24 protein-coding genes are annotated in these 25812 nt (G+C 61.7%); 15 read left to right on the forward strand and 9 right to left on the reverse strand.

The window, feature by feature from the left end:
* Positions 1-28: 28 nt before the first annotated feature.
* Complete coding sequence (locus U5A08_RS06880) at positions 29-1372, forward strand: spinster family MFS transporter (RefSeq protein WP_321850921.1); 1344 nt, start codon at positions 29-31, stop codon at positions 1370-1372.
* Between the two features lie 183 nt (positions 1373-1555).
* On the opposite strand, the gene rapA is transcribed toward U5A08_RS06880, so the two are convergent.
* Positions 1556-4402 carry an RNA polymerase-associated protein RapA gene (rapA, locus tag U5A08_RS06885; RefSeq protein ID WP_253393849.1) on the reverse strand — a complete coding sequence of 949 codons (2847 nt, stop codon included), beginning with the start codon at positions 4400-4402 and terminating at the stop codon, positions 1556-1558.
* Between the two features lie 218 nt (positions 4403-4620).
* On the opposite strand from rapA, the gene U5A08_RS06890 reads away from it, so the two are divergent.
* A complete protein-coding gene (locus tag U5A08_RS06890) occupies positions 4621-4962 on the forward strand; it encodes an aspartate-semialdehyde dehydrogenase (protein WP_247397967.1) in 342 nt (113 codons plus the stop codon).
* Here U5A08_RS06890 and U5A08_RS06895 read toward each other — a convergent pair.
* The 3 genes from U5A08_RS06895 to U5A08_RS06905 all read right to left on the reverse strand — a co-directional run bounded on the left by U5A08_RS06895 (position 4959) and on the right by U5A08_RS06905 (position 7569).
* A complete protein-coding gene (locus U5A08_RS06895) occupies positions 4959-6140 on the reverse strand; it encodes an aminotransferase class V-fold PLP-dependent enzyme (protein ID WP_253393851.1) in 1182 nt (393 codons plus the stop codon). The genes U5A08_RS06890 and U5A08_RS06895 overlap by 4 nt on opposite strands.
* Positions 6137-6607: a RidA family protein gene (locus U5A08_RS06900; RefSeq protein WP_253393852.1), complete on the reverse strand. Its 471-nt coding sequence runs from the start codon at positions 6605-6607 to the stop codon at positions 6137-6139. The genes U5A08_RS06895 and U5A08_RS06900 overlap by 4 nt, the downstream gene beginning before the upstream one ends.
* Positions 6608-6696: 89 nt before the next feature.
* Positions 6697-7569: a LysR substrate-binding domain-containing protein gene (locus U5A08_RS06905; protein WP_253393853.1), complete on the reverse strand. Its 873-nt coding sequence runs from the start codon at positions 7567-7569 to the stop codon at positions 6697-6699.
* Positions 7570-7701: 132 nt separating this feature from the next.
* Between U5A08_RS06905 and U5A08_RS06910 the strand changes: the two genes are divergently transcribed.
* Entirely contained in the window at positions 7702-7863 is a 162-nt protein-coding gene (locus U5A08_RS06910) for a hypothetical protein (RefSeq protein ID WP_017844811.1), read from the forward strand.
* Positions 7864-8006: 143 nt separating this feature from the next.
* Complete coding sequence (gene ccoM / locus U5A08_RS06915; RefSeq protein ID WP_029297086.1) at positions 8007-8123, forward strand: cytochrome c oxidase subunit CcoM; 117 nt, start codon at positions 8007-8009, stop codon at positions 8121-8123.
* Between the two features lie 166 nt (positions 8124-8289).
* On the opposite strand, the gene U5A08_RS06920 is transcribed toward ccoM, so the two are convergent.
* Positions 8290-9765 (reverse strand): inorganic phosphate transporter, encoded by a 1476-nt coding sequence (locus U5A08_RS06920; RefSeq protein WP_247397969.1) that lies wholly within the window; start codon positions 9763-9765, stop codon positions 8290-8292.
* Between the two features lie 332 nt (positions 9766-10097).
* Entirely contained in the window at positions 10098-10298 is a 201-nt protein-coding gene (locus tag U5A08_RS06925; RefSeq protein ID WP_003172389.1) for a hypothetical protein, read from the reverse strand.
* Between the two features lie 540 nt (positions 10299-10838).
* Here U5A08_RS06925 and pcaR point away from each other — a divergent pair.
* The 11 genes from pcaR (at position 10839) to pcaC (ending at position 21532) form a co-directional block, all read left to right on the forward strand.
* Positions 10839-11681 (forward strand): pca regulon transcriptional regulator PcaR, encoded by an 843-nt coding sequence (pcaR, locus tag U5A08_RS06930; RefSeq protein WP_247397971.1) that lies wholly within the window; start codon positions 10839-10841, stop codon positions 11679-11681.
* A 144-nt stretch (positions 11682-11825) separates the two neighbouring features.
* Positions 11826-13169: a 4-hydroxybenzoate transporter PcaK gene (gene pcaK, locus U5A08_RS06935; protein WP_253393854.1), complete on the forward strand. Its 1344-nt coding sequence runs from the start codon at positions 11826-11828 to the stop codon at positions 13167-13169.
* Between the two features lie 171 nt (positions 13170-13340).
* The gene (locus U5A08_RS06940; RefSeq protein WP_253393856.1) at positions 13341-14198 is read left to right on the forward strand and encodes a CoA transferase subunit A; all 858 of its coding nucleotides are present in this window, start codon (positions 13341-13343) and stop codon (positions 14196-14198) included.
* Positions 14198-14977: a CoA-transferase subunit beta gene (locus U5A08_RS06945; protein ID WP_253393858.1), complete on the forward strand. Its 780-nt coding sequence runs from the start codon at positions 14198-14200 to the stop codon at positions 14975-14977. The genes U5A08_RS06940 and U5A08_RS06945 overlap by 1 nt, the downstream gene beginning before the upstream one ends.
* Positions 14974-16179 (forward strand): 3-oxoadipyl-CoA thiolase, encoded by a 1206-nt coding sequence (gene pcaF / locus U5A08_RS06950; protein ID WP_276197908.1) that lies wholly within the window; start codon positions 14974-14976, stop codon positions 16177-16179. The genes U5A08_RS06945 and pcaF overlap by 4 nt, the downstream gene beginning before the upstream one ends.
* Before the next feature lie 17 nt (positions 16180-16196).
* Complete coding sequence (gene pcaH, locus U5A08_RS06955) at positions 16197-16901, forward strand: protocatechuate 3,4-dioxygenase subunit beta (RefSeq protein ID WP_017844819.1); 705 nt, start codon at positions 16197-16199, stop codon at positions 16899-16901.
* Position 16902: 1 nt separating this feature from the next.
* Positions 16903-17469: a protocatechuate 3,4-dioxygenase subunit alpha gene (gene pcaG / locus U5A08_RS06960; RefSeq protein WP_253393862.1), complete on the forward strand. Its 567-nt coding sequence runs from the start codon at positions 16903-16905 to the stop codon at positions 17467-17469.
* A gap of 187 nt (positions 17470-17656) precedes the next feature.
* Positions 17657-18952 carry an MFS family transporter gene (locus U5A08_RS06965; protein WP_253393864.1) on the forward strand — a complete coding sequence of 432 codons (1296 nt, stop codon included), beginning with the start codon at positions 17657-17659 and terminating at the stop codon, positions 18950-18952.
* A 10-nt stretch (positions 18953-18962) separates the two neighbouring features.
* A complete protein-coding gene (locus U5A08_RS06970) occupies positions 18963-20327 on the forward strand; it encodes a 3-carboxy-cis,cis-muconate cycloisomerase (RefSeq protein WP_321850929.1) in 1365 nt (454 codons plus the stop codon).
* A gap of 10 nt (positions 20328-20337) precedes the next feature.
* A complete protein-coding gene (gene pcaD / locus U5A08_RS06975; RefSeq protein WP_321850932.1) occupies positions 20338-21129 on the forward strand; it encodes a 3-oxoadipate enol-lactonase in 792 nt (263 codons plus the stop codon).
* A 10-nt stretch (positions 21130-21139) separates the two neighbouring features.
* Complete coding sequence (gene pcaC / locus U5A08_RS06980; protein WP_253393871.1) at positions 21140-21532, forward strand: 4-carboxymuconolactone decarboxylase; 393 nt, start codon at positions 21140-21142, stop codon at positions 21530-21532.
* Between the two features lie 88 nt (positions 21533-21620).
* Here the strand turns inward: pcaC and U5A08_RS06985 are convergent, their stop codons facing one another.
* The 3 genes from U5A08_RS06985 to U5A08_RS06995 all read right to left on the reverse strand — a co-directional run bounded on the left by U5A08_RS06985 (position 21621) and on the right by U5A08_RS06995 (position 25807).
* On the reverse strand, positions 21621-23105 hold the full coding sequence (locus U5A08_RS06985) for a M91 family zinc metallopeptidase (RefSeq protein ID WP_321850934.1): 1485 nt from the start codon (positions 23103-23105) through the stop codon (positions 21621-21623).
* Between the two features lie 137 nt (positions 23106-23242).
* A complete protein-coding gene (locus U5A08_RS06990; RefSeq protein ID WP_321850936.1) occupies positions 23243-24142 on the reverse strand; it encodes a polysaccharide deacetylase family protein in 900 nt (299 codons plus the stop codon).
* A 111-nt stretch (positions 24143-24253) separates the two neighbouring features.
* On the reverse strand, positions 24254-25807 hold the full coding sequence (locus U5A08_RS06995) for a M91 family zinc metallopeptidase (protein ID WP_321850938.1): 1554 nt from the start codon (positions 25805-25807) through the stop codon (positions 24254-24256).
* Positions 25808-25812: the final 5 nt, after the last annotated feature.

Raw genomic sequence — 25812 nt, forward strand, 5'->3', positions numbered from 1 at the left:
CTCTCATAACAATAAAAGAGACGGACCCATGCAGAACTCGACCCAAGCGACGAATGCCTGGCGCATTCTGTTCCTGCTGTTCCTCGCCAACCTGTTCAACTTCTTCGACCGCACCATTCCGGCGATCATCATCGAGCCGATCCGCATGGAATGGCACCTGAGCGACTTCCAGCTCGGCATCATCGGCACCGCCTTCACCATCGTCTACGCCATTGCCGGTCTGCCGCTCGGGCGCCTGGCCGACACGGGTTCGCGCAGCAAACTCATGGGGTGGGGCCTGTTCGCCTGGAGCGGGCTGACGGCGATCAACGGCATGGTCGGCAGCTTCTGGGCCTTCCTGCTGGTGCGCATGGGCATCGGTATCGGCGAAGCCAGCTACGCGCCAGCGGCCAACTCGCTGATTGGCGATCTGTTCCCGGCCCACCGTCGTGCGCGGGCCATGGGCATTTTCATGCTGGGCTTGCCGTTGGGCCTGTTGCTGGCGTTCTTTACCATTGGCGCGATGGTCAAGGCGTTCGACAGCTGGCGCGCGCCGTTCTTCATTGCTGCCGTGCCGGGACTGATCCTCGCGGTCTTCATGTTCTTTATCAAGGAACCCAAGCGCGGCGCAGCAGAAACCGTGCAAGTTTCCCAGGAACCCGTCGACCGCCCGATCCGCCGCGTGCTGGCAGTGCCGACCTTCCTCTGGCTGGTGCTGGCCGGGCTGTGCTTCAACTTCGCGACCTATGCGTGTAACTCGTTCCTGGTGCCGATGTTGCAGCGCTATTTCCTGATGCCGTTGCAGGAAGCGGCTGTGGCCACCGGGGTGATCGTCGGGTTGACCGGCCTGGTCGGCCTGACGTTGGGCGGCTGGGTTGCCGACAAGATCCATCAACGGATTGCCAATGGCCGGCTGCTGTTTGCCGCGTGCAGCCTGATCATTTCCACCGTCACCACCGCCTGGGCCTTACATGCAGGGCGTATCGAGATTGGGGTGTTTGTCGCGTTGTTCAGCGTGGGCTGGTTGTTTGCCTACAACTTCTACACCTGCGTATACACGGCGATCCAGGACGTGGTCGAACCGCGCCTGCGGGCCACGGCGATGGCGCTGTTCTTTGCCGGCTTGTACTTGCTGGGCGGCGGCATGGGGCCGGTGGTGGTGGGGGGCTTGTCCGATCATTTCGCCCATTCGGCGATGTATGCCGCCGGGGCGGAGCAGATGACCGAGGCTTATAAAGCGGTGGGGTTGCATGACGCCATGTACCTGATTCCGGTGGCGCTGTTCTTGACCATGCTGTTTCTGTTCCAAGCCTCGCGGACCTTCGTGCGCGATGCCAAGCGGATGAAGGAGGGGTTGGTGGCTGTTGAGGTGCCGGCGGCGGTCATAGCTTGAGGCCTGTGTGACGCCATCGCAGGCAAGCCAGCTCCCACATTGATCGGAGATCGACATGACAACTCGGCCAAATGTGGGAGCCGGGCTTGCCCGCGATGACGCCTTCAAAGCCAACGATAGGCTCAAGTGCATAAAAAAGGCCCGCATTGCGCGGGCCTTCTTTTTAGCAGAGCAGCGCAGCAATCAACCCGCCACCAACACCCGAATCGCTTCCAGGCGCAGCGCGGCCTTGTCGAGCATGGCCAGGCCTTGCTCGCGCTGTTGGCGCAGGGCAACCAGTTCGCTGTCGCGCACGGTTGGGTTGACGGCTTGCAACGCGGTCAGGCGTGCCAGTTCTTCGTCGGTGTCGGCTGCCAGGCGACGCTTGGCCTCGGCCACACGCTCGGCATGGCGCGGGGTGATCTTTTCTTCACCGGCGTTGATGCGCGGCGTCAACTGGTCGCGCTGGGCCTGGACGAACTTGTTGGCGCTGGCCCGTGGCACGCTTTCCAACTGGTCGTTCAAGGTTTCGAACGACACCCGGCCGGACAAGTCATTGCCATTGGCGTCCAGCAGGCAGCGCAGGGCGGCCGGTGGCAAGTAGCGGCCCAGTTGCAGCGAGCGCGGGGCGACCACTTCGCTGACGTAGAGCAGCTCCAGCAGCACGGTGCCGGCCTTGAGCGCCTTGTTCTTGATCAGCGCCACGGCGGTGTTGCCCATGGAGCCGGACAGCACCAAGTCCATGCCGCCCTGTACCATCGGGTGTTCCCAGGTGATGAACTGCATGTCTTCGCGCGACAGAGCCTGGTTGCGGTCGTAGGTGATGGTCACGCCTTCGTCGTCGCCCAGGGGGAAGCTGGCGTCGAGCATTTTTTCGCTGGGCTTGAGGATCAGCGCGTTTTCCGAGTGGTCTTCGCTGTCGATGCCGAACGCGTCGAACAGGGTTTCCATGTAGATCGGCAGGGCAAACTGGTCGTCTTGTTCCAGGATGTCTTCCACCAGCGCATCGCCTTCACCCGCACCGCCGGAGTTGAGCTCCAGCAAGCGGTCGCGGCCGGTGTGCAGTTCCTGTTCCAGGCGCTCGCGCTCGGCACGGGCTTCGTTGATCAGGGCTTGCCACTCGTCGTCGTCGGCGTTTTCCAGCAGCGGCAGCAGGCGCGGGCCGAACTGATGCTGCAAGGCGTTGCCGGTCGGGCAGGTGTTGAGGAACGCGTTCAGCGCTTCGTGGTACCACTGGAACAGGCGCTCTTGCGGGCTGGTTTCCAGGTACGGCACGTGCAGTTCGATCACATGTTTCTGGCCGATCCGGTCCAGACGGCCGATCCGCTGTTCGAGCAGGTCGGGGTGGGACGGCAGGTCGAACAGCACCAGGTGGTGGGAGAACTGGAAGTTGCGGCCTTCACTGCCGATTTCCGAACAGATCAGCACCTGGGCGCCAAATTCTTCATCGGCGAAGTAAGCGGCGGCGCGGTCACGCTCGAGGATGTTCATGCCTTCGTGGAACACCGTGGCCGGGATGCCGGAGCGCACGCGCAGGGCGTCTTCCAGGTCCATCGCGGTTTCGGCGTGGGCGCAGATCACCAGGACCTTGGTGCGCTTGAGCATTTTCAGCTGGTCGATCAGCCATTCGACCCGTGGGTCGAAGCGCCACCAGCGATTGTCTTCCTCGATATCCGGCTGCGACTGGAAGCTGACTTCCGGGTACAGCTCGGCGTGTTCGCCCAGCGGCAACTCGAGGTATTCGTCCGGGTTCGGCAGCGGGTAGGCGTGCAGCTTGCGCTCCGGGAAGCCTTGCACCGCGGCGCGGGTGTTGCGGAACAGCACGCGGCCGGTGCCGTGGCGGTCGAGCAGCTCACGCACCAGGCGTGCGCTGGCTTCGGTGTCGCCATCGTTGACGGCGGTGAGCAGCGCTTCACCTTCGTTGCCGAGGAAACCCTGGATGGTGGTGTGCGCGGCCGGGGAGAGGCGGCCTTTGTCCAGCAGCTCCTGCACCGCTTCGGCCACCGGGCGATAGTTTTCGCTTTCGGCGCGGAAGGCTTGCAGGTCGTGGAAGCGGTTCGGGTCCAGCAGGCGCAGGCGTGCGAAGTGGCTGTCCTGGCCCAGTTGTTCCGGGGTGGCGGTGAGCAGCAGCACGCCAGGGATGACCTCGGCAAGCTGTTCGACCAGCGAGTATTCGGCGCTGGCGTTGTCTTCATGCCAGACCAGGTGATGCGCTTCGTCGACCACCAGCAGGTCCCAGCCGGCGGCGAACAGCGCGTCCTGGGCCTTCTCGTCGTCCACCAGCCACTCCAGGGCCACCAGGGCCAACTGGGTGTCTTCGAACGGGTTGGCGGCATCGCTTTCGATGAAGCGTTCTTCGTCGAACAGCGCCACTTGCAGGTTGAAGCGGCGGCGCATTTCTACCAGCCACTGGTGCTGCAGGTTTTCCGGGACCAGGATCAGCACGCGGTTGGCGCGGCCGGACAGCAACTGGCGATGGATCACCAGGCCGGCTTCGATGGTCTTGCCCAGGCCCACTTCGTCGGCCAGCAATACCCGTGGCGCGATACGGTCGGCGACTTCACGGGCGATGTGCAATTGGTGAGCAATCGGTTGCGCACGCACCCCGCCCAGGCCCCACAGCGAAGATTGCAATTGGCGGCTGGTGTGTTCCAGGGTGTGGTAGCGCAGCGAGAACCAGGCCAGCGGGTCGATCTGCCCGGCGAACAGGCGGTCACTGGCCAGGCGGAACTGGATGAAGTTCGACAGTTGGGTTTCCGGCAGGGTGACCTGCTCGTTCTGCCCATTGAGGCCGTGGTAGACCAGCAGGCCGTCGACGTCGTCGACTTCTTGCACGGTCATTTTCCAGCCTTCGAAATGGGTGATGCTGTCGCCCGGCGAGAACCTCACGCGGGTGAGGGGCGCATTCCGTAGCGCATACTGGCGCGTGTCGCCAGTGGCCGGATAGAGCACGGTCAGCAAGCGGCCGTCCTGTGCCAGAACGGTGCCTAAACCCAGCTCTGCTTCGCTGTCACTAATCCAGCGTTGCCCCGGTTGATACTGCTGCGCCATGCTGCCTGACTCCCGCCGTGAAAAAGCCGACTATCTTAACGGAACAAGGCCCTCATCCAAAGGACTCTGACAAAAACTCCGCGGTTTGCGCAGTGCATCGAGTGCTGAATCGACGGGTGGCGGGCACTTGCGAGTGTCGATTGGGTCACAGGTTGGCAAGCCTGCGCTCAAGTCGCCGCGCCGCCCGCCGACAGCCTGCTGACAGGAGAACAACTATTATGCTGCCACCCATGCTGCCCGTCAGCGTTGTGCCGGTCACGTCGCAACTCGATCCGGTGCGTCAAAAACCGGATATTCCGCCCGTGGTGCCCGTGCAAGCGAGTTCCAACGAGAGCACGATCGACCTGAAAAATGGCGATGCCGAGCAGTCGGCTCTTTTGCTGCGCGAGGAGCAACGCCGCCAGCAGGAACAGCAGAAACGCCGGCGTGAAGCCGATGACGACCCGCAGGCGCACTTGGCGATCCCGGGCGACGAGCTCAACGCCGACAACACCGTGCCCGTGGCGCCGCTGATCGAAGACGCGCCGCGCCAGGGGTTGTGGGTGGATGTCGAGGTTTAAGCGCGCAGTTCGCGCAAGGCCACCATCAGCCGTTCAATGTCCTGATCGGAGTTGAGCGGGCTGACGGAGATTCGCGCAATGCTGACCAGGCCTCGTGCCTGCATATCCAATGGGGTATACGCCACATCGTTGGCGCCGATATTGATGCGCTTGAGCGCCAGGCGACGCTTGAGTTCGAAGGCGTCCCAGCCGGCGAGGTTGAAGGCGATCAAGCCTGATTGGCTGGCGCCCAAGTCATGCAGGGACATCCCGGGAGTCTGACGCAAGGTCTCGCGGATTCGCGCGCTGGTCTGCCGGACACGGTTCCACACCCGCTCAATCCCCAGTTGATTGAGTTCCTGCAACGCATTGCCCAAGCCCGCCAATAAGGCGTAGGACGTTTCGCTGGTTTCAAAGCGTCGGGCATCGTTGCGCAGGGCGAAACCCTGGGCGCTCCACGGCGCTGAAAACACATCGCGCTGCGCGGGGTTCAGCCGCGCCAGAAAGTCCGGCCGCACGTACAACAGCGCTGTACCTCGCGGCCCGCGCAGGTGCTTGCGGCCTGCCGACTTGAGCACGTCGCAGTGCAGCGCCTGCACATCCACTGGCACCTGGCCGATGGCCTGGCCGGCATCGATGAAGTAAGGGATGCCATGCCGCCTGGCCACTTCACCAATCGCCTGGGCGGGGTTGATCAGGCCGCCATTGGCGGGGAGCCAGGTCAGGTCGATCAGCTTCACGCTTGCGTCGATCATCGCTTCCAGGGCTACCGGGCAGACTGCGCCGGTTTCATCGCAAGGGATCACCTCGATTCGCGCACCGGCCTGCACGGCCAGTTCCATGCTCGCCAGGTTGCCGCCCCATTCGTGGCGCCCCACCAGAATCCTGTCGCCCGGCTGCCACCGGCCCAGCGCCTGGAACGCCAGGCTCCACGCGGTCGAGCCGCTGCCAGCAAAGGCAATCGACGCGGCGGGTGCATTGAGCAACTGGCCGGCGGCGCAGCGGGCTTTTTCCACCAGGATGGCGCCATGCTCGCTGGCCTCCATCGGGCCGTCGCACGCTTCGCGTTGCAGTTGTTCGATGATGGTGTCGAGGGTCGCCTGGCTCGGCAATGCAGCACCGGCCGTGTTGAAGTGCACGAGACCGGACCGACAACCCGGCGTGGCCTCGCGCAGGCGTTGGACGTCGAGCGGGCTCATGGCTGCAACTCGAACACTGCGTCAACTTCCACCGCTACGCCCCCCGGCAGGCTGGACACGCCGACAGCCGTGCGTACATGCCGGCCTTTGTCGCCAAGAACGTTGACCAGCAGGTTAGAGGCACCATTGGCCACCACGCTCTGGCGCTGGAAGTCGTCACTGCAGGCGATAAACACGCCCAGGCGCAGGGTCCGCACCAGGCGTGACAGGTCATCGCCCAGTGCATCGCTCAATTGTGCGAGCAGACCCAGCGCGGCCAGTTCGGTCGCCTGGGCGCCGTCTTCTTCACTGAGGGATTCGCCCAGGCGGCCGACATAGGCCGGTTTGCCGTCCAGCAATGGGATTTGCCCGGAGATAAACAGCTGATTCCGGCTGACCACGTGGTTGATGTAATTGGCAATCGGCTGGCTGGGCGTCGGCAGCGTGAGGCCGAGGGCCTGCACGCGTTGGCGGATGGAATCGCGCATGTTGAATCCTCTGGGTTGAGAGGTTTCAGCATGTTGATCAAGGCGATGGACGACAAACGGATAGATATCATCCGACGTATCGAAATAACTCACGCGTCGGCGCAGGCAGCCTTCAACCACGCGCTGAAACATTCGGCCGCCGCGCTAGCGGGGCCTTGGGGCGCGATCAGCCAGTAGCCGATTTCGCTGCGATACGGCGGCCAGTCGAAGGCTTCTACCAGGCTGCCGTCCTGGAGCCGGCGCTCGATCAAACGGTGACGGCCCATGGCGATACCTTGGCCGGCTACGGCGGCTTCGACCACGATGTTGTAGTCATGCAGCATCACGCGCGGATGCGGGGTGAGGTCGACTTGATAATGGTCGGACCAATCCGTCCATTCGAACGGGCGGTGCGAGGTGGCCATCAGCAGTGCGCCGTTGTGCTGCCGGCTGGCCTTGAACGCCGGGCTGCACACGGGGGAGAGCACTTCCGGCATCAGCCGTGTGGCCTGCACGTCGGGCCAGTCACCCTTGCCATAGCGGATGGCCAGGTCGACCTCGGCCGCCGCGACATTCGCCAGTTGAATTGCTGGCACCAGCTCCACCTGGATCTGCGGATAGCATTGCAGAAAACCGGCCAGGCGCGGCGCCAGCCATAAGGTGGCAAAGGACGCGAGCAAGCCGATGCGCAACACCGTGACGCTGGGCGCCACCCGTTGGCTGCGGGTGGCGGCGGCGATGAGGTCGAGGGCAGGGCGGATTTGCTCGTAGTAGAGTTGGCCGTCTGCGGTCAGATCAATCGCGCGGGTGCGTCGGACAAATAACGGTTTGCCCAGGTACTGTTCGAGCTTGTGTACCTGATGGCTGAGCGCGCTCTGGGTCACTGACAACTCATGGGCCGCCTTGATAAAGCTCAAGTGCCGCGCCACGGCCTCGAAGGCGCGCAAGGCCAGCAACGGCGGAAGGTCCTTGTGCAGTGCCACCTGTGTGCGCCTCTTGGGTAAAGGGGAAGTGCCGATTTTGGGTGATGAGCTGCATTTTGTCGCCCGCTGATTTGCTGTCGGGCAAGTGAGGCCGCATTATTAAGCGATCCCCTCCACGACATAAGCCAAGCCATGAGTGATGACGACAAACTGATTGACCTGAACGCCGAACGCGCTAAACGGGTGCATGACCTCAACGACAAACGTCTAAATGAAGTTCGCCAGGCGTTCGAACAAGCAATGCCGCTCGGAAAAGTTAAGAAAAAACCGAAAAACAAACCGAAAAAACGTTGAAACAGCCTGTATCTATTGATGCAGGTCAGTTATTTCCCTTCTTTACGCCCCGTCGCGGGCGACATTGATCCTTGTCAATTTTCCATCCCGCCTTCTCCTTTAACTTAGCCCTATCGCAACAAGGCAAGAGCAGGAGGCCAGTCATGTTTTTCGATAATGTGGTGTTTGCCGGAGTGCTGACGGTTGGCCTCATGGTGCTGTTCTTCGTAGGGTTTGGATTTTTTATCTGGAAAGACGCAAACAAGCGTAAAAAGCCATAGGGTTTTCCAGGTTACATGAGCACGCAAGGCATTTTGGGCGACTTCGGTCGCCCTTTTTTTTGCCTGCGATTTAATCAACACCACGGGATTTATGTGGGCGCGGGGCATCGGCATAAAAAAAGGTGCGAGCCTCGCGGATCGCACCTTTTTTATGGCCGATGGGCTATCAGCTGCCCAGCGCCTTGGATGCCAACCAGAACAACCCGGCCGACAGGCCTACGGTCGCCGGCAGGGTCAACACCCAGGCCATCAGGATGGTCTTCACTGTGCCGCTTTGCAGGCCGCTCTTGTTGGCAACCATGGTGCCGGCAACACCGGACGACAGCACGTGCGTTGTCGACACCGGCAGGCTGAAGATGTTGGCCAGAGCGATCATGCTGGCGGTGGTGATTTGCGCCGACATGCCTTGTGCATAGGTCATGCCCTGCTTGCCGATCTTCTCGCCGATGGTCAGTACCACGCGCTTCCAGCCGACCATGGTGCCCAGGCCCAGGGCGAGTGCGACCGCGATAATTACCCAGAACGGTGCGTATTCGGTGGTGGCGGTCAGGTCTTTGCGCAGCTTGTCGAGGTCGGATTTCTCACGGGCCTCCAGGCCTGGCAGCTTGCCGACTTTCTTCGCGGTGTCGTCCAGGCACAGCAGGTAGCGGCGTACCTCGATGCGCTGGTCGGACGTCAACGAATGGTAGTCGGAAACACCTTTCAAGGTGTCGAGCAGCGCATTGATGGTCGGTTCAGTCTGCTGTGGGTTGCAGCGGAACTTGCCCGGCAGGTCGTCCTTCACGCTTTTGCCCAGGGCCAGGAATTCGCCCAGGGTTTCCTGGTTGCGCTGGTAGAACTGGTTCAGGTGCAGGGTGGCGTCGCGGGTACGCTCGATCTGGTAAGTGGTGCTGCCCAGGTCGAGAACGAACTGCGCCGGCACGATACCGATCAGCACCAGCATGATCAGGCCGATACCTTTTTGCCCATCGTTGGAGCCGTGGACGAAACTCACGGCCATGGCGGAAATCACCAGAACCAGGCGGTTCCAGAACGGCGGGCGCTTCTTCTCGTCGACCTTGCGGCGCTCGTCCGGAGTTTTATGCATCTTGGACAGCGGACGCCACCACTTCAGGCCGATCAGCAACAGGGCTGCGACCAGAAAGCCGGCCATGGGCGAGAACACCAGGGACGCCCCGATATCGATCGCCTTCTGCCAGTTCACCCCGTCAGCCAGGGGAATGTCGTTGATCAGCGCATTCGCGAGGCCGACACCCAGGATCGAGCCGATCAGGGTGTGAGAGCTGGAGGCGGGAATACCGAAGTACCAGGTGCCCAGGTTCCAGGTGATCGCCGCCGCCAATAAAGAGAAGACCATCGCCAGACCATGGCCGGTGTTCACATTGATCAGCAACTCCACCGGCAGTAAATGCACGATGGCGTAGGCGACACCGACACCACCGAGCAACACGCCAAGGAAGTTGAACACCCCGGAGAAGAACACGGCCAGATGCGGTGGCATGGCTTTGGTATAGATGACTGTGGCCACCGCGTTAGCGGTGTCATGAAAGCCATTGATGAACTCGAAGGCGAGGACAAAGGCCAGGGCGAGCAGCAGGCTCACGAGAACCCAAGCATCCAGTCCGCTGAATAAATCGATCATGAAGGTTTTCTGACCCGGTCGTAAGGGGGCGCGATTATGCCAGAAAACCTCGGTAATCGATGCACTAGCTGCTCATCGGTAACAATCTTCATTGAAAAAAAACCAGGCAAAGGCGCGCATCCCAGGGTTTTCGGGGGCTAGGCAAGTCTTTGATTTACAAAGCGCGGTGCCGTAAAGGTGCGTTTTTGTCACCTAAACGCCATGGCTGAAACATTTGTACGAAATTTCGTTGGTCGCAGCAGGACGCTGACTAATGGGTCCACAAGCGAATGCCCTCCGCCGGCGGTGAGCCGGCGGAGACAGCAGAACCCTGAGGCCTCAAACCTTGGTGCTTATGGCTCTTCGGCTTTGAGTTCCTGCTCAATCTTTTGGATTTCCTGGGCAAAGGCCTGATCGAGCAAACTCGCTCGTTTGCGCCATGGCTTGCGTTCTGGCTCAGGCTGAGCGGCGTAGGTGGTGACTTCCCCGCCGTATACGTCCTTGTAACGTTGCTCCTGGCGCTCAAGTTCCGCGCGCAGTTCATCTTTCGTCACAGTGTTACCTAATTTGAGTTGAGTTTAATTAGCGTGCAGCGCCACACCAGAATATCGCCCTCGGCATGTTTTAAGTTGAACAGGTGAACCGCTCAACTTTGAACGAACTGCCAACGATGACTTCCTTGAACCGGTATTTATAACCGGCAGCATAATCAACATACGCCGCCTGGCGAGCTCCGATCCCGATATTGATACCGGGCTGACCTCCGCACAGATTGCATTATAGCGGCGCATTTTAATAACACTATCATCATATAGTTAAAAAGCGTCCACTTTGTGTGAGGCTTTTGTTACATGCACACGTCAGTATTGGCTGTGAAGTGGCCGCCATAAATGCCGCCGTCTGCCTGATCCCGTCGTGCGATCCGTTTTTATGATCGCGCCTGCCGAATTGCGATAATCGCATGATCGTCCGATAATCGCCCGACGTTGCTGCTCTAACCTTGTGTATCCCGGTTGGCGTGGCTCTCAATAGCGACCACCTTTCCCGGTTGTCGATAAGCGCCAGCGGTTGAAAATAATAACGAGGATCTTGAAATGAACGATCAATTGCGCAACTCCTTCGCGTCAGTGGCGCCGCCGATCGTGGCTTCACCGGCCAAACGCATCCAGGCCTTTACCGGTGATCCGGACTTCATGACCTCCCTGGCCCGGGGCCTGGCCGTGGTGCAGGCATTCCAGGAGCGCAAGCGTCACCTGACCATTGCCCAAATCAGTCATCGCACCGAAATTCCCCGCGCCGCCGTGCGCCGTTGCCTGCATACCTTGATCAAACTCGGCTACGCCACCACCGACGGGCGCACCTATTCGCTGCTGCCCAAGGTCCTGACCCTGGGCCATGCCTATTTATCCTCGACACCGTTGGCGGTCTCCGCCCAACCGTACCTGGACCGCATGAGCGAACAGCTTCACGAAGCCTGCAACATGGCCACCCTGGAAGGCGATGACATCCTCTATATCGCCCGGTCGGCCACCACGCAGCGCCTGATTTCCGTGGACCTTTCGGTAGGCGGGCGGTTGCCGGCGTATTGCACCTCCATGGGCCGCATCCTGCTGGCGGCGCTGGACGATGCCTCGCTGCAGGACTACCTCGACCACGTCGACCTGCAAATCAAGACCAGTCGTACCCTCACCACGCCCGAAGCCTTGTTCGAGTGCCTGCAACAAGTGCGTCAGCAGGGCTGGTGCATCGTCGATCAGGAATTGGAACAAGGCCTGCGCTCCATCGCGGTGCCGGTGTATGACGCGTCCGGCCAGGTGCTGGCTGCGCTCAACGTCAGTACCCATGCCGGTCGTGTCAGCCGCAGCGAACTGGAACAGCGCTTCCTGCCGAGCATGCTCAGTGCCAGCCGTGAGTTGAGTGCGCAACTGTTTGCCTAAGCTGTTCGGTGACCGCACAGATCCCGGCTCGATCAATTGACGTTGTTTCCCTTGGCTTATTACTGTGCGGCAGCGCTCTGAGCGCTGCCCAATAATAATGACGACCCCAGGTCGTTGGCCCGCCATCGGTGTGGAATAACAATAATGAATCAGCCTTCTGTTGTCGGTACCACCCTGGACGTGCAGTCCTTCATCAATGCCCAGCCACTGTCACGCTATCAATGGCGCGTGGTGATCCTGTGTTTCCTGATTGTCTTCCTCGATGGCCTCGACACCGCCGCGATGGGCTTCATCGCGCCCGCACTGTCCCAGGACTGGGGCATTGACCGCGCCAGCCTCGGCCCGGTGATGAGCGCCGCGCTGATCGGCATGGTGTTCGGCGCCCTGGGTTCCGGCCCGTTGGCGGACCGTTTCGGACGCAAGGTGGTGTTGGTGGGTGCGGTACTGGTGTTTGGTGCCTTCAGCCTGGCCTCGGCCTACAGCAGCAACGTCGACCAGTTGCTGGTGTTGCGCTTTCTCACCGGGCTGGGGCTGGGTGCCGGTATGCCGAATGCCACCACGCTGCTGTCCGAATACACCCCCGAACGTCACAAGTCGTTGCTGGTGACCAGCATGTTCTGCGGCTTCAACCTAGGCATGGCCGGTGGCGGGTTTATCTCGGCCAAATTGATCCCGGCGTTCGGTTGGCACAGCCTGCTATTGATCGGCGGCATCCTGCCGTTGATCCTCACGGTGGTGCTGTGGGTGTGGCTGCCGGAATCGGCGCGCTATCTGGTGGTGCGCAATCGCGGCACCGACAGGGTACGCAAAGCCCTGTCACCCATCGAGCCCGGTATCGTCGCCCAAGCCAGCAGCTTCAGCGTGCCCGAGCAAACAACCGTGAAGGCGCGCAACGTATTCGCGGTGATCTTCTCCGGCACCTACAGCGCCGGCACCTTGTTGCTGTGGCTCACCTACTTCATGGGCCTGGTGATTGTGTACCTGCTGACCAGTTGGCTGCCTACGCTGATGCGCGACAGCGGCGCGAGCATGGAGCAGGCTGCGTTTATCGGTGCGTTGTTCCAGTTGGGTGGCGTATTGAGTGCTGTCGGCGTGGGCTGGGCGATGGACCGGTTCAACCCGCACAAGGTCATCGGCACGTTCTACCTGCTGGCCGGGGTATTTGCCTACGCGGTAGGGCAGAGCCTGGGCAATATCACGCTGTTGGCGACCTTGGTGCTGATCGCCGGGATGTGTGTCAACGGTGCGCAATCGGCGATGCCGTCCCTGGCTGCACGCTTCTACCCGACCCAAGGCCGCGCCACCGGCGTGTCATGGATGCTCGGCATCGGCCGCTTCGGCGCGATCCTCGGTGCATGGATGGGCGCCACCTTGCTCGGCCTGGGCTGGAACTTCGAGCAGGTGCTCAGTGCGCTGGTGATTCCGGCTGCATTGGCCACGGCCGCCGTGGTGATCAAAGGGATGGTCAGCCATGCCGACGCAACCTGAAGACGAACGCAATTCCTGCGTGAGCAGGAAAGAATAGCTAGGCAACAATTTGTTCGATAATCGAACACTGTGTCGATTATCGGATTGTTTGCCCCGTTGCCCCGGCTTAACCTTCAAGCACTTCGGCGCCACCCTCGCGCCTTTTTCGATCCACACCGGGAGCCCGACCCCATGGCTGAAATTCTTGCGCTGCGTGACGCGGTGAAGCGATTCGTGAACGACGGCGATACCGTCGCACTGGAAGGCTTCACCCACCTGATCCCTACAGCAGCGGGTCATGAAATCATTCGTCAGGGCAAGAAAGACCTGACGCTGGTGCGTATGACGCCTGACCTGATCTACGACCAGTTGATCGGCGCCGGCTGCGCCCGCAAGTTGATTTTTTCCTGGGGTGGCAATCCCGGCGTGGGCTCCCTGCATCGCCTGCGTGATGCGGTCGAAAAACACTGGCCGCAGCCCCTGGAGATCGAAGAACACAGCCACGCCGACCTGGCCAATGCCTACGTCGCTGGCGCCTCCGGCCTACCGTTCGCCGTGCTGCGCGCTTACGCCGGTTCCGATTTGCCCAAGGTCAACCCGCTGATCAAAACCGTCACCTGCCCGTTCACCGGCGAAGTGTTGGCGGCGGTGCCATCGGTACGTCCGGACATCAGCGTGATCCACGCGCAAAAGGCCGACCGCAAGGGCAACGTGCTGCTCTGGGGCATTCTTGGCGTGCAGAAGGAAGCGGCCCTGGCGGCCAAGCGTTGCATCGTCACCGTCGAAGAAATTGTCGACGACCTCAACGCGCCGATGAACAGCTGCGTGCTGCCGACCTGGGCGCTGACCGCCGTGTGCCATGTGCCTGGCGGCGCGCATCCGTCCTACGCCCATGGCTATAACCAACGCGACAACCGTTTCTACCAGGCGTGGGACGCGATCGCTCGCGACCGTGGGACGTTTACTGCCTGGATCGATGAATACATCCACGGCACTGCCGATTTCAGTGAATACCAGGCCAAGCTGGCCGCCGCGAAGGAGGCCAAGTAATGGCTTACTCGACCAATGAAATGATGACCGTTGCCGCCGCGCGCCGCCTGAAGAATGGCTCGGTGTGTTTTGTCGGCATCGGCCTGCCGTCCAAGGCGGCCAACCTGGCGCGCCTGACCTCGTCGCCGGACGTGGTATTGATCTACGAGTCCGGCCCGATTGGCTCCAAGCCCAGCGTACTGCCGCTGTCCATTGGTGACGGCGAGTTGGCGGAAACGGCCGACACTGTCGTCCCCACCGGTGAGATCTTTCGCTACTGGCTGCAGGGCGGGCGCATCGACGTCGGCTTTCTCGGTGCGGCCCAGGTCGACCGTTTCGGCAATATCAACACCACCGTGGTCGGCGATTATCACCAGCCCAAAGTGCGCCTGCCGGGTGCCGGTGGCGCGCCGGAAATCGCCGGTTCGGCCAAGAGCGTACTGATCATTCTCAAGCAGTCGGCGCGTTCGTTTGTCGACAAGCTGGACTTCATCACCTCCGTCGGCCACGGCGAAGGCGGCGATTCACGCAAGCGCCTGGGCCTGCCCGGTGCCGGTCCTGTCGGGATTATTACCGACCTGTGCATCATGGAGCCGGAAGAGGGCAGCCATGAGTTCGTGGTCACCGCACTGCACCCCGGCGTCACCCGCGAGCAAGTGGTCGCGGCCACCGGCTGGGCGATTCGCTTTGCCGACCAGGTCAGTACCACCGAGGAACCGACGGCGGTCGAGCTGACCGCGCTGCGTGATCTCGAAGCCCGCACGGCGGCCGCCCACGGCCAAGCACCCGGAGAAGCCTGATGCGCGACGTATTTATCTGTGATGCGATTCGCACCCCCATCGGCCGTTTCGGCGGTGGCCTGTCCACCGTGCGCGCCGACGACCTGGCGGCGCTGCCGATCAAGGCACTGATCGAGCGCAACCCGTCGGTGGATTGGCACGCGGTCGATGAAGTGTTCCTCGGCTGCGCCAACCAGGCCGGTGAAGACAACCGCAACGTCGCGCGCATGGCGCTGTTGCTGGCGGGCCTGCCTTCGAGCATTCCCGGCGTGACCCTCAACCGTTTGTGCGCCTCGGGTATGGATGCGATCGGCACCGCTTTCCGTGCGATTGCCAGCGGTGAAATGGAATTGGCGATTGCCGGCGGCGTCGAGTCGATGTCCCGCGCGCCGTTCGTGATGGGCAAGGCTGACGCGGCGTTTTCGCGCAACATGAAGCTGGAAGACACCACCATCGGCTGGCGCTTTATCAACCCGTTGATGCAGGCCCAGTACGGCGTCGACGCGATGCCGCAGACCGCCGATAACGTCGCCGACGACTACCACGTGTCCCGCGCCGATCAGGACGCTTTTGCCCTGCGCAGTCAGCAACGCACCGCCGCCGCCCAGGCCGCCGGCTTCTTTGCCGAAGAAATCGTGCCGGTGCGGGTCGCCCATAAAAAAGGCGAAACCGTGGTGGAACACGATGAGCATCCACGGGCCGACACCACCCTGGAAACCCTGGCTCGGCTCAAGCCGGTCAATGGCCCGGACAAGACCGTCACTGCCGGCAATGCGTCGGGCGTGAATGACGGCGCGGCGGCGCTGATCCTGGCGTCTGCCGAAGCCGTGAAAAAACACGGCCTGACCGCCCGCGCCCGCGTGCTGGGCATGGCCAGTGCCGGTGTCGCGCCACGGGTGATGGGCATCGGCCCGGTGCCGGCGGTGCGCAAGCTGGTAGAACGCCTGGGCCTGGCCGTCAGCGATTTTGACGTGATCGAACTCAACGAAGCCTTCGCCAGCCAGGGTCTGGCGGTGCTGCGTGAATTGGGCATTGCCGACGACGCGCCCCAGGTCAACCCGAACGGCGGCGCCATCGCCCTCGGCCATCCCCTGGGCATGAGCGGTGCGCGGCTGGTGCTGACGGCCCTGCATCAACTTGAAAAAACCGGTGGCCGCAAAGGTCTGGCGACCATGTGCGTCGGTGTTGGTCAAGGCTTGGCCCTGGCGATTGAACGCATCTAATAAGAGAGGACCGCTCCATGAGTGACAAGCCCGGTTACCGGCGCCCGCAAGCGGGCACTCAACCTGATTACCTGCACCCGGCCTACCAGTCGACGAACCTGCGTTCGCCGTCTCAGCCGTTGGTGTTCCTGCCCCATTCCCTGTCGGAAATCACCGGCCCGACCATCGGCGCCGAGCGCATCAACGAGAAGGACAACGACCTGACTGCACAGCACGACGGCGAGCCGCAAGGCGAACGCATCATCGTTCATGGCCGCGTGCTCGATGAAAACGGCCTGCCGGTGCCGGGCATCCTCGTGGAGATCTGGCAGGCCAACGCGGCCGGCCGCTACAACCACGCGCGCGATCTGCACGACGCGCCGCTCGACCCGAATTTCACCGGCACCGGGCGTACCGTCACCGACGCGGAGGGCTGGTACCAGTTCCAGACCATCAAGCCCGGCGCCTACCCGTGGGGTAACCACCACAACGCGTGGCGCCCGGCGCATATCCATTTTTCGCTGTTCGGGCCAAGCGTGCTGACGCGCCTGGTCACGCAGATGTATTTTCCTGGCGACCCGCTGCTCGAATACGACCCGATCTACAACTGCGTGCCCGACACGTCGGCCAAGCAACGCCTGATCGCCACGTTCGACCTGGAAAAAACCATTCCTTCCTATGCCCTCGGCTACCGCTGGGACATCGTCCTGCGCGGCCGCGATGCCACGCCGATGGAGAAATGAGATGACACTCAATGCGACCACATCCCACACCGTCGGGCCGTATTACCACATCGGCCTGACCTGGCTGAACCGCGAAGCCCTGGCCAACGCCGCCACCCTCGGCGAGCGCGTGGCGATCAGCGGGCAAGTGGTGGACGGCAACGGTGATGTCGTCAACGACGCCATGCTGGAAGTCTGGCAGGCCAATGCCGCCGGCAAGTACGACCACCCCGAGGACGAGCAGGACAAAGCGCTGGACCCGAACTTCGAAGGCTTCGGCCGGGTGCCGGTGGATGGCGAAGGGCGCTTCCGCTTTACCACCATCAAGCCGGGCAGCGTGCCGGGGCTGGCGGGCACGACCCAGGCGCCGCACCTGGTGGTGCTGGTGTTTGCCCGTGGTCTGGTGAAGCACTTGCTCACGCGGATTTATTTTGACGGTGAGATGCTGAATGCAGATGACCCGTTGCTCGCGTGTGTGCCCACAGAGCGGCGCAGTACCTTGATTGCCAAGCCGGATGCGGACGGTGTGCATCAGTGGAATGTGGTGTTGCAGGGGACAGATAAGGAAACGGTGTTCTTCGATTACTGAGTTGGCTTGAAAACCTATCGGGGGCAAGCCCCCTCCCACCTTTGATGTGTGAATACATTCAAGTGTGGGAGGGGGCTTGCCCCCGATGAGGCCATTTCAGGCCACACCTGTGTAAATCTCTGCATGCGGAACGTGAGTATTGCAAAGTGTGTCTAGGCTATAACCGTTCCCACTGAGTGAAAAAAACATGACAACAACAACGAGTCACTACACCGGAGAAGAACGCAGCAAACGGATTTTTGCGATTGTCGGTGCTTCCTCCGGCAACCTCGTCGAATGGTTCGATTTCTACGTCTACGCCTTCTGCGCCATTTACTTCGCCCCGGCGTTTTTCCCGTCGGACGACCCCACGGTGCAACTGCTCAATACCGCCGGCGTGTTCGCTGCCGGGTTCCTGATGCGGCCCATTGGCGGCTGGCTGTTTGGCCGGGTGGCCGATAAGCACGGGCGCAAAAATTCGATGATGATCTCGGTGCTGATGATGTGCGCCGGTTCCCTGGTCATCGCCTTCCTGCCCACCTACCAAGACATCGGCGCCTGGGCCCCGGCGTTGTTGCTGGTGGCGCGGCTGTTCCAGGGCTTGTCGGTGGGCGGCGAATACGGCACCACCGCGACCTACATGAGTGAAGTGGCGCTCAAGGGCCAGCGTGGGTTCTTCGCTTCCTTCCAGTACGTGACCCTGATCGGCGGGCAATTGCTGGCGGTGTTGGTGGTGGTGATCCTGCAACAGATCCTCAGCGAAGACGAACTGCGCGCCTGGGGCTGGCGGATTCCGTTCGTGATCGGCGCCATCGCGGCGGTGATCTCCCTGCTGCTGCGTCGCACCCTGAAAGAAACCACCAGCAAGGAAATGCGCGAAGACCAGGACGCCGGCAGCATCAAAGCGCTGTTCCGTGACCACAAGGCGGCGTTTATCACCGTGCTCGGCTACACCGCCGGCGGCTCGCTGATTTTCTACACGTTTACCACCTACATGCAGAAGTACCTGGTGAACACCGCCGGGATGCACGCCAAGACCGCCAGCTACATCATGACCGGTGCGCTGTTCCTCTACATGTGCATGCAGCCGCTGTTCGGCATGCTGGCCGACAAGATTGGTCGGCGTAATTCGATGCTATGGTTCGGCGCGCTGGGCACCGTGTGTACGGTGCCGATCCTGCTCAGCCTGAAAACCGTCAGCAGTCCGTTCCTGGCGTTTGTGCTGATCACGCTGGCGTTGGCCATCGTCAGTTTCTACACCTCCATCAGCGGCCTGGTGAAAGCGGAAATGTTCCCGCCCCAGGTGCGCGCCCTGGGTGTGGGCCTGGCGTATGCGGTGGCCAACGCAATCTTCGGCGGCTCGGCGGAATACGTGGCCTTGGGCTTGAAGTCCCTGGGCATGGAAAACACCTTTTATTGGTATGTCACCGGCATGATGGCGGTGGCCTTCCTGTTCAGCCTGCGCCTGCCGAAACAGGCGGCGTACCTGCACCACGATCTATAAGGGAGGCGTTATGACTCTGCGCACGAGCAACCAATTGTTCGACGCTTACTTCAGTGCTGACAGCATGGCCGAGGTGTTCTGCGACCAAGGGCGCTTGCAGGGCATGCTGGATTTCGAAGCCGCGCTGGCGCGGGCCGAGGCCCAGGTCGGGTTGATCCCGCAGGCCGCCGTCGCACCGATTGCCCAGGCGTGCCTGGCGTCGCTGTATGACGTCGATGCCCTCGGCGTGGCGATCGCCACGGCGGGCAATTCGGCGATTCCGCTGGTGAAGGCGCTGGGCAAGCTGATTGCCGACGAAGACGCCAGCGCCGAACGCTATGTGCATTTGGGCGCGACCAGCCAGGATGTGATGGACACCGGCCTGGTGCTACAGCTACGGCGCGCGATGGTGTTGATCGAAGCCGACCTGGCGCGCCTTGGCGATATTCTGGCGGCCCAGGCCCAGCGCTATTCGGCTGTACCGATGGCCGGACGGACCTGGTTGCAGCACGCCACGCCGGTCACCCTCGGCATGAAAATCGCCGGTTGGTTGGGCGCGGTAACCCGCAGTCGCCAGCGTTTGATCGAGCTGAAACCGCGCTTGCTGGTGCTGCAATTCGGCGGCGCCTCCGGCACGCTGGCGGCGCTTGGCGAACAGGCAATGCCGGTTGCCCAAGCGTTGGCGGCGCAGTTGCAACTGACCTTGCCTGAGCAACCCTGGCATACCCAGCGTGATCGCCTGGTGGAGTTCGCCAGCGTGTTGGGGCTGATCGCCGGCAGCCTCGGCAAGCTGGGCCGCGATATCAGCCTGCTGATGCAGACCGAAGCGGCGGAAGTATTCGAGCCGGCGGCGCCCGGCAAAGGCGGCTCGTCGACCATGCCGCACAAGCGCAACCCGGTGGGCGCCGCCGTGCTGATCAGCGCCGCGACCCGCGTGCCCGGCCTGGTGGCGACGCTGTTCAGTGCCATGCCCCAGGAACACGAACGCAGCCTGGGCCTGTGGCATGCCGAATGGGAAACCCTGCCGGAGATTTGCCGCTTGGTCTCTGGCGCATTGCAACAGGCGCTGCTGGTGAGCGCGGGGCTGGAAGTCGACCCTGAGCGCATGGCGCACAACCTCGACCTGACCCAAGGCCTGGTGCTGGCCGAAGCCGTCAGCATTGTGCTCGCTCAACGCCTGGGCCGTGACACCGCGCACCACCTGCTGGAGCAGTGCTGCAAACGTGCGGTGGCCGAACAGCGCCATTTGCGCGCCGTCCTCGCCGACGAACCGCAGATCACCGCCGAGTTGTCGGCGGCAGATCTGGACCGCCTGCTCGACCCGGCCCACTACCTGGGCCAGGCCCAAACCTGGGTCAGCCGCGCTGTAACCGAACACTTTGCACTGACTGCCTGAGGAGATTGCTGTGGCTTTTGTACAACTCGCCGAGGGCGAACTGCATTACCAACTGGATGGCCCCATCGATGCACCGGTGCTGGTGCTGTCCAATTCGCTGGGCACCGACCTGCATATGTGGGACACCCAGGTCCCGGCCTTTGCCGAGCACTTTCGCGTGCTGCGCTTCGATACCCGTGGCCACGGCCAATCCCTGGTGAGCGAAGGTCCCTACAGCATCGAACAACTCGGTCACGACGTGATTGCGCTGCTGGACGCACTGGACATCCCACGCGCGCATTTCTGCGGGCTGTCCATGGGCGGGCTGATCGGTCAATGGCTGGGGATTAACGCGGGGGATCGTTTGCTGCGCCTGGTGGTGTGCAACACCGCGGGCAAGATCGGCACATCAGACGTGTGGAACCCGCGTATCGAGATGGTCCTGCGCGACGGTGCGGCGGCGATGGTGGCGCTGCGCGATGCGTCGATTGCGCGCTGGTTCACTGCCGATTTCGCGGCGACCGACCCGGATCAGGCCAAGCGCATTACCGACATGCTCGCGGCCACATCGCCCGAGGGTTACGCCGCCAATTGCGCAGCGGTGCGCGATGCGGACTTCCGTGAGCAACTGTCGGCGATCCAGGTGCCGACCCTGGTGATCGCCGGCACTGAAGACGCCGTCACAACGCCCGCCGACTGCCACTTTATCCAGAACCATGTGCAGGGGGCCGAGTACGCCGAGTTCTACGCCGCCCACCTGTCCAACGTGCAAGCCGGTGCCGCGTTCAGCGACCGGGTCATTCAATTCCTGCTGGCCCGCTGAGGAGTCTTTTGTGGACGAGAAACAACGTTACGTCGATGGCCTGAAAGTGCGCCGCGAAGTGCTGGGCGACGCGCATGTCGACCGCAGCCTGAATGCCTTGACCGAGTTCAACAGCGAGTTCCAGGAAATGATCACCCGCCACGCCTGGGGTGATATCTGGACCCGCCCCGGCCTGCCCAGGCATACCCGCAGCTTGATCACCATCGCCATGCTGATCGGCATGAACCGCAACGAAGAGCTCAAATTGCACCTGCGCGCCGCCGCCAGCAATGGCGTGACCCGCGCCGAGATCAAGGAAGTGCTGATGCAAAGCGCAATCTACTGCGGGATACCGGCGGCGAATGCGACCTTTCACCTGGCCGAGTCGGTGTGGGATGAGCTGGGGGTCGAGTCGCGCGCTTAGTGCGACTCGGCACTGCACTCCCGGCAAGAGGCAACACGTTGTCGAGGAGTGGTCGCTGACCGTCACGGAGCTGAGCGGTCAGGCCGACTCATAGTGCGTCGTAGCTTTTTCTCAAGGGCAGGCCCATTTCGTCTCGTAATGCGTTTTCGGTAAGTGGGTAAGGATTTGACGTGGTTGGCGCGGTGGTGGGGTCATTGTCGAAGTCGAAGGGTGGCTTGGCAGTTTCCAGGCCGACGACCTGGCGTTCATTGTTGGGCTCACGGGTGTGTGTGCCGTCCGGGTGGATAATTTCCGTATCGCCGGCAAGCATGCTGCCTGTGGCTGCGTTATATACGTGGCCCAGTTCGTGGTACAGGGTCGTGGTGGGCGGCAGAAAGACACGCGACTCATCCGAGGCTTCTCTGGGGGTGACCGGGTTATAGGTCACAGACAAGTCTGTCGCGCCCGCGCCACGGGTTCCCTCGCGGATGAACGTGGGGTCTCGCCATTCCGCCAGGGGAACGCCCTCCGGGAGCTTCTGGGTGACGATGTGACTATCAATGGGACCTTTCTTTATCGTGACTTTGGCGCCGGTGCGCTCTGCGACGGCGCCCAGTTCTTTCAACATGTGCTGGCTGTTGGGAGAACCTCGGTAAAACTCCAGGTCATCCTCAACCCGTTGCTTGAACTCTGGGGAACCTTCGATATCAATCGCCTTGCTCCCTGTATTTTCGGGCAATGGCACGGTCTCGATAAACTTGAATCCAAATGGCAACCCCAGGTGGTCGCTGCGTTTACCGTACACAACGTCGTCACTTGAAGTGGAATAGACGCTGTCTTGACCTCTACCCGTGTAGATATGGCTTCGGCCATAAGCGTTTATCTGATCATTGCCTTTGCCACCGTGCATGATGTTATGGCCACTTCCGCCATACATCAGGTCGTCATCGTTGCCCCCGTCCATGTAGCTGGTTTTGCTGTCAGGACCGTAACCCGAGTACATGCGGTCCTTGCCGTTTCCGCCATACATGCTGTGGTTGCCTGTGCCGCCCATCATGGTGTCATCGCCGTCGTTACCTTCGGCGTAACTGCTTGCGCTACCCAGTTTGATGGTGTCGTTGCCTGCGCCGCCGTAAACGTGGCTTTTACCGCCTCCCGTCTGTATATGATCGTTACCTTCGCCTCCATGGATTTCTGCGTGAACCATCACATCAGGATCAATTCGAACGGTGTCATCACCCTTGTTCGTCTTGATGGTTATCAATGTTGCATCGCTGTTAGCTGCGGGTAGTAAATAACTTTTGCCATTTATCACGGCATTGAGTTGGCCGCGTTCGCCTTTGCTGATGTGTATGTCGTCCGCGCCATCGCCAGTATCGATTTCTAGAAAGGTCAGATTTTCTCCGCCGCCTCCCCCTTGATACGACGTGGTTGTCAGTGTGATATCGACATTTTTGTCACTGACAATCTTGCTGGTCTGGGGGGGAGGGATGTTTATGAATGCCGCGGCGCCTGGAGCTGGCGATCCGCCGGGGAGGGCATTGGGCTCGATGGGAAGAATGGGCGCTATAGGTGCAACGGAAGAGGTTTGCATCGTCAATACTCTTTCTTGTGAACGTCGGTGACTTACCGACGATCAGTGGTGAAAAAGTAGGAGGGGTTCCCGCATGACGATGACGACTTCATTACAGTGTGTATGAAAAAATACAACGCACTGCCCGATAACGCACATCAGTTGGAATCAGCGTCCCACACCCAATTCCATACCCCCGGCAGATGCACTTCTTCACTCGCGTCTTTCACCGTGCGGGCCAATGCCGCGCGCTCCAGCGCGGTGCGGTCGGTGTAGAACGGCTCGGCAGCGGTCTTCAGGCCGTTGTCCCGGGCACTGTCCATCAGGATCTGCAGGTATTCCTGCATATGCCGGGCGGTGTAGCGGTTGATGTCGTGGAAGGTCACCACCACCGGTATCACGCCGTCCACCGTCGGCAATTCCCCCAAGGCGATGCGTTCGCGCACGACCGACAGCTGTCGGACCAGGTTTGCGCGGCGCCGTGGGCTGGCGTTGAAGCCCCAGATCTTGCCGTCGTTGGCGCTCAGGTCGGTCAACAATACCTGCATGCCGTGGCGCTGGTAGGCGGCGAAGGTGCGGCGGTCGTAGTTCCAGAAGGGCGGGCGTACCAGCGTCGGCGGCGTGCCGGTGATCGAGGCGATATCCGTCGCGCCCTGGCTGACGGTACGTTCAAGCTCGGCATCATTCAGCCAGCGATGGTTGGTATGAAACGCCGTGGCGGTGTGAAACGCCAGCACATGCCCGCCCGCGAACTCACGCTCCATGGTCTTGCGGCCACGCGAGCTGCCACCGGAGCGGCCGGCTTCGGTCTGTAAAAAGAACACCGCCTTGATGCCCGGCAATACCGGGTTGTTCGCCAGGTCGGCAATCACCGAGCGGCTCGGGTTGTTGTACCCCGACGCGCTGGGACCGTCATCGAAGGTCAGCAGAAAGCGGATCGGCGCCTGGTTTTGCAGGCGTTGCTCGGTCTGTGGGGTCAGCGCGATGGGCGCGCTGATGCAGCCGCTGAGGCTCAAGGCCAGGGCAAGCACGGCAGACGCGACGGCGAAAAATTTCATGTGTGTGCAGGCTCGAATAGAGGCCGCTGCTGGGCGGGTCAGCAGCGGCAGGCGCGCACCATACAACAAGATGCTCGACGTGGGGTCACTGGCTGACAAACGCGATCTGGTTCAACCCACGTACTGCGTTCGCGGTGGCCTACCCATTTCTTCGTTCAGGGCGTTTTCAGTGAAGGGTTTGGGGTTGGTCGTGGTGGCCGGCGTGGCGGGGTCGTTGTCGAAATCAAAAGCGGTTGCGCTGCTCTCCAGGCCGACTGCCTGACGTTCACTGTTAGGCACTTCGTGGGCCTCCCCCTCCACGACTTCCCGCGTGGAACCCGTCAAGGCGGTGCCATTGGCGGCGTTATAGGCGTGGGCCATTTCATGGTAGAGCCCAATGATGGGCGCGTAAGTCGTGCCTGCCATGCCATTAAGTTGGGAGCGGTTGTATTCAATGTGCGCACGATCAGCCCGAGACCCCGGTACACCGTCGACCATGAAGCCCCACTTGGGATCATCGCCGACCACCGGCGCGCGTTCGTTTTGCAGCAGTGCCTTGAGTTCCTGGCTGCCATAGATGTACCCGCTGCCGGCCTCCAGTCGATCCTCGACAAGGGTTACCGGCGCGCCGTTGCGCTGGGCGGCAGCGGCCATCTCGGCGAGCATTTGCTGGCCTTGGGGAGAACTGCGTAGCAACGTCAGGTCGTCTTCGACCCGTTGGATGAACGCGGGAGACCCTTTGATCACAAAACCCTTGATCGGGCCGGCGTGGACAGACACGGCGGTCAATACCGAGCCGTTGAGGTGTTTGATCGAGTCGCCAGGCTTGGCGTAGATCCGGTCGCCCGGTCGATTGGCGATGACCGTGTCGCAACCCTTGCCGCTGTAGAAGGTGCTTCGATCGTGGCCGATCAGCCGATCGTTCCCGGCGCCGCCATGCAGCACCGTATGGCCGGAGCCGGCGTACAGCCGGTCATTGCCGTTGCCGCCATCCAGATAGCTGGTTTTTCGGCTTGATCCGGCGCCGGCATAGAGGCGGTCATTGCCGTTGTTGCCATAGAGGACACTGTCACCGGTGCCGCCCATGAGCAGGTCGTCACCGTCATTGCCCTCGGCGTAGCCAAGGCCGCTGCCAAGGCGCACGACGTCATTACCGTTGCCGCCGAATACGCGGGTGTAACCACCGCCGGCCTGCACCCGGTCATCGCCGTTCCCCGCTTCAATCACGATGGGCTGCATGACGTTGGCATCAATGCGCACGTTGTCATTACCACCGTGGGTCTTCACGTGCAGGGGCAGCGGTTTGCCGTCGTTGTCGAGGCTGGCAAAGCGATACAACAGGCCATTGATCCGAACGTTCAATTGATCGTCAGAAGCCTGGCTGATGTGGATCTGGTCCGCACGGTCGCTGGTTTCAAGAATTAGGCTGTTGTTCAGGCTGAAGGAGTAGCCGTGCTCCCATACCGAGTGCCCACTGGCTTTTAGATTGCCATCATTGAGAAACGTGTGCTGATGGGCCTGGATCGGCGTGGCGGGATTCAATTTCAGATGGGCAGGTTTGGTCAACCCGTAGTGGCTGTTGTCAAAAGTTGCCGCAGTGCCCGGCGCTGCGCGTACCGCCAGTAAGGGCGGTGCGCTATTTGGGGGGCGCGGGAGCGGGTGGGAAATACCGTTCGAAACGTCCATGTGTG

Source organism: Pseudomonas paraveronii (genome assembly GCF_963681955.1).
GTDB classification, from domain to species: domain Bacteria; phylum Pseudomonadota; class Gammaproteobacteria; order Pseudomonadales; family Pseudomonadaceae; genus Aquipseudomonas; species Aquipseudomonas paraveronii.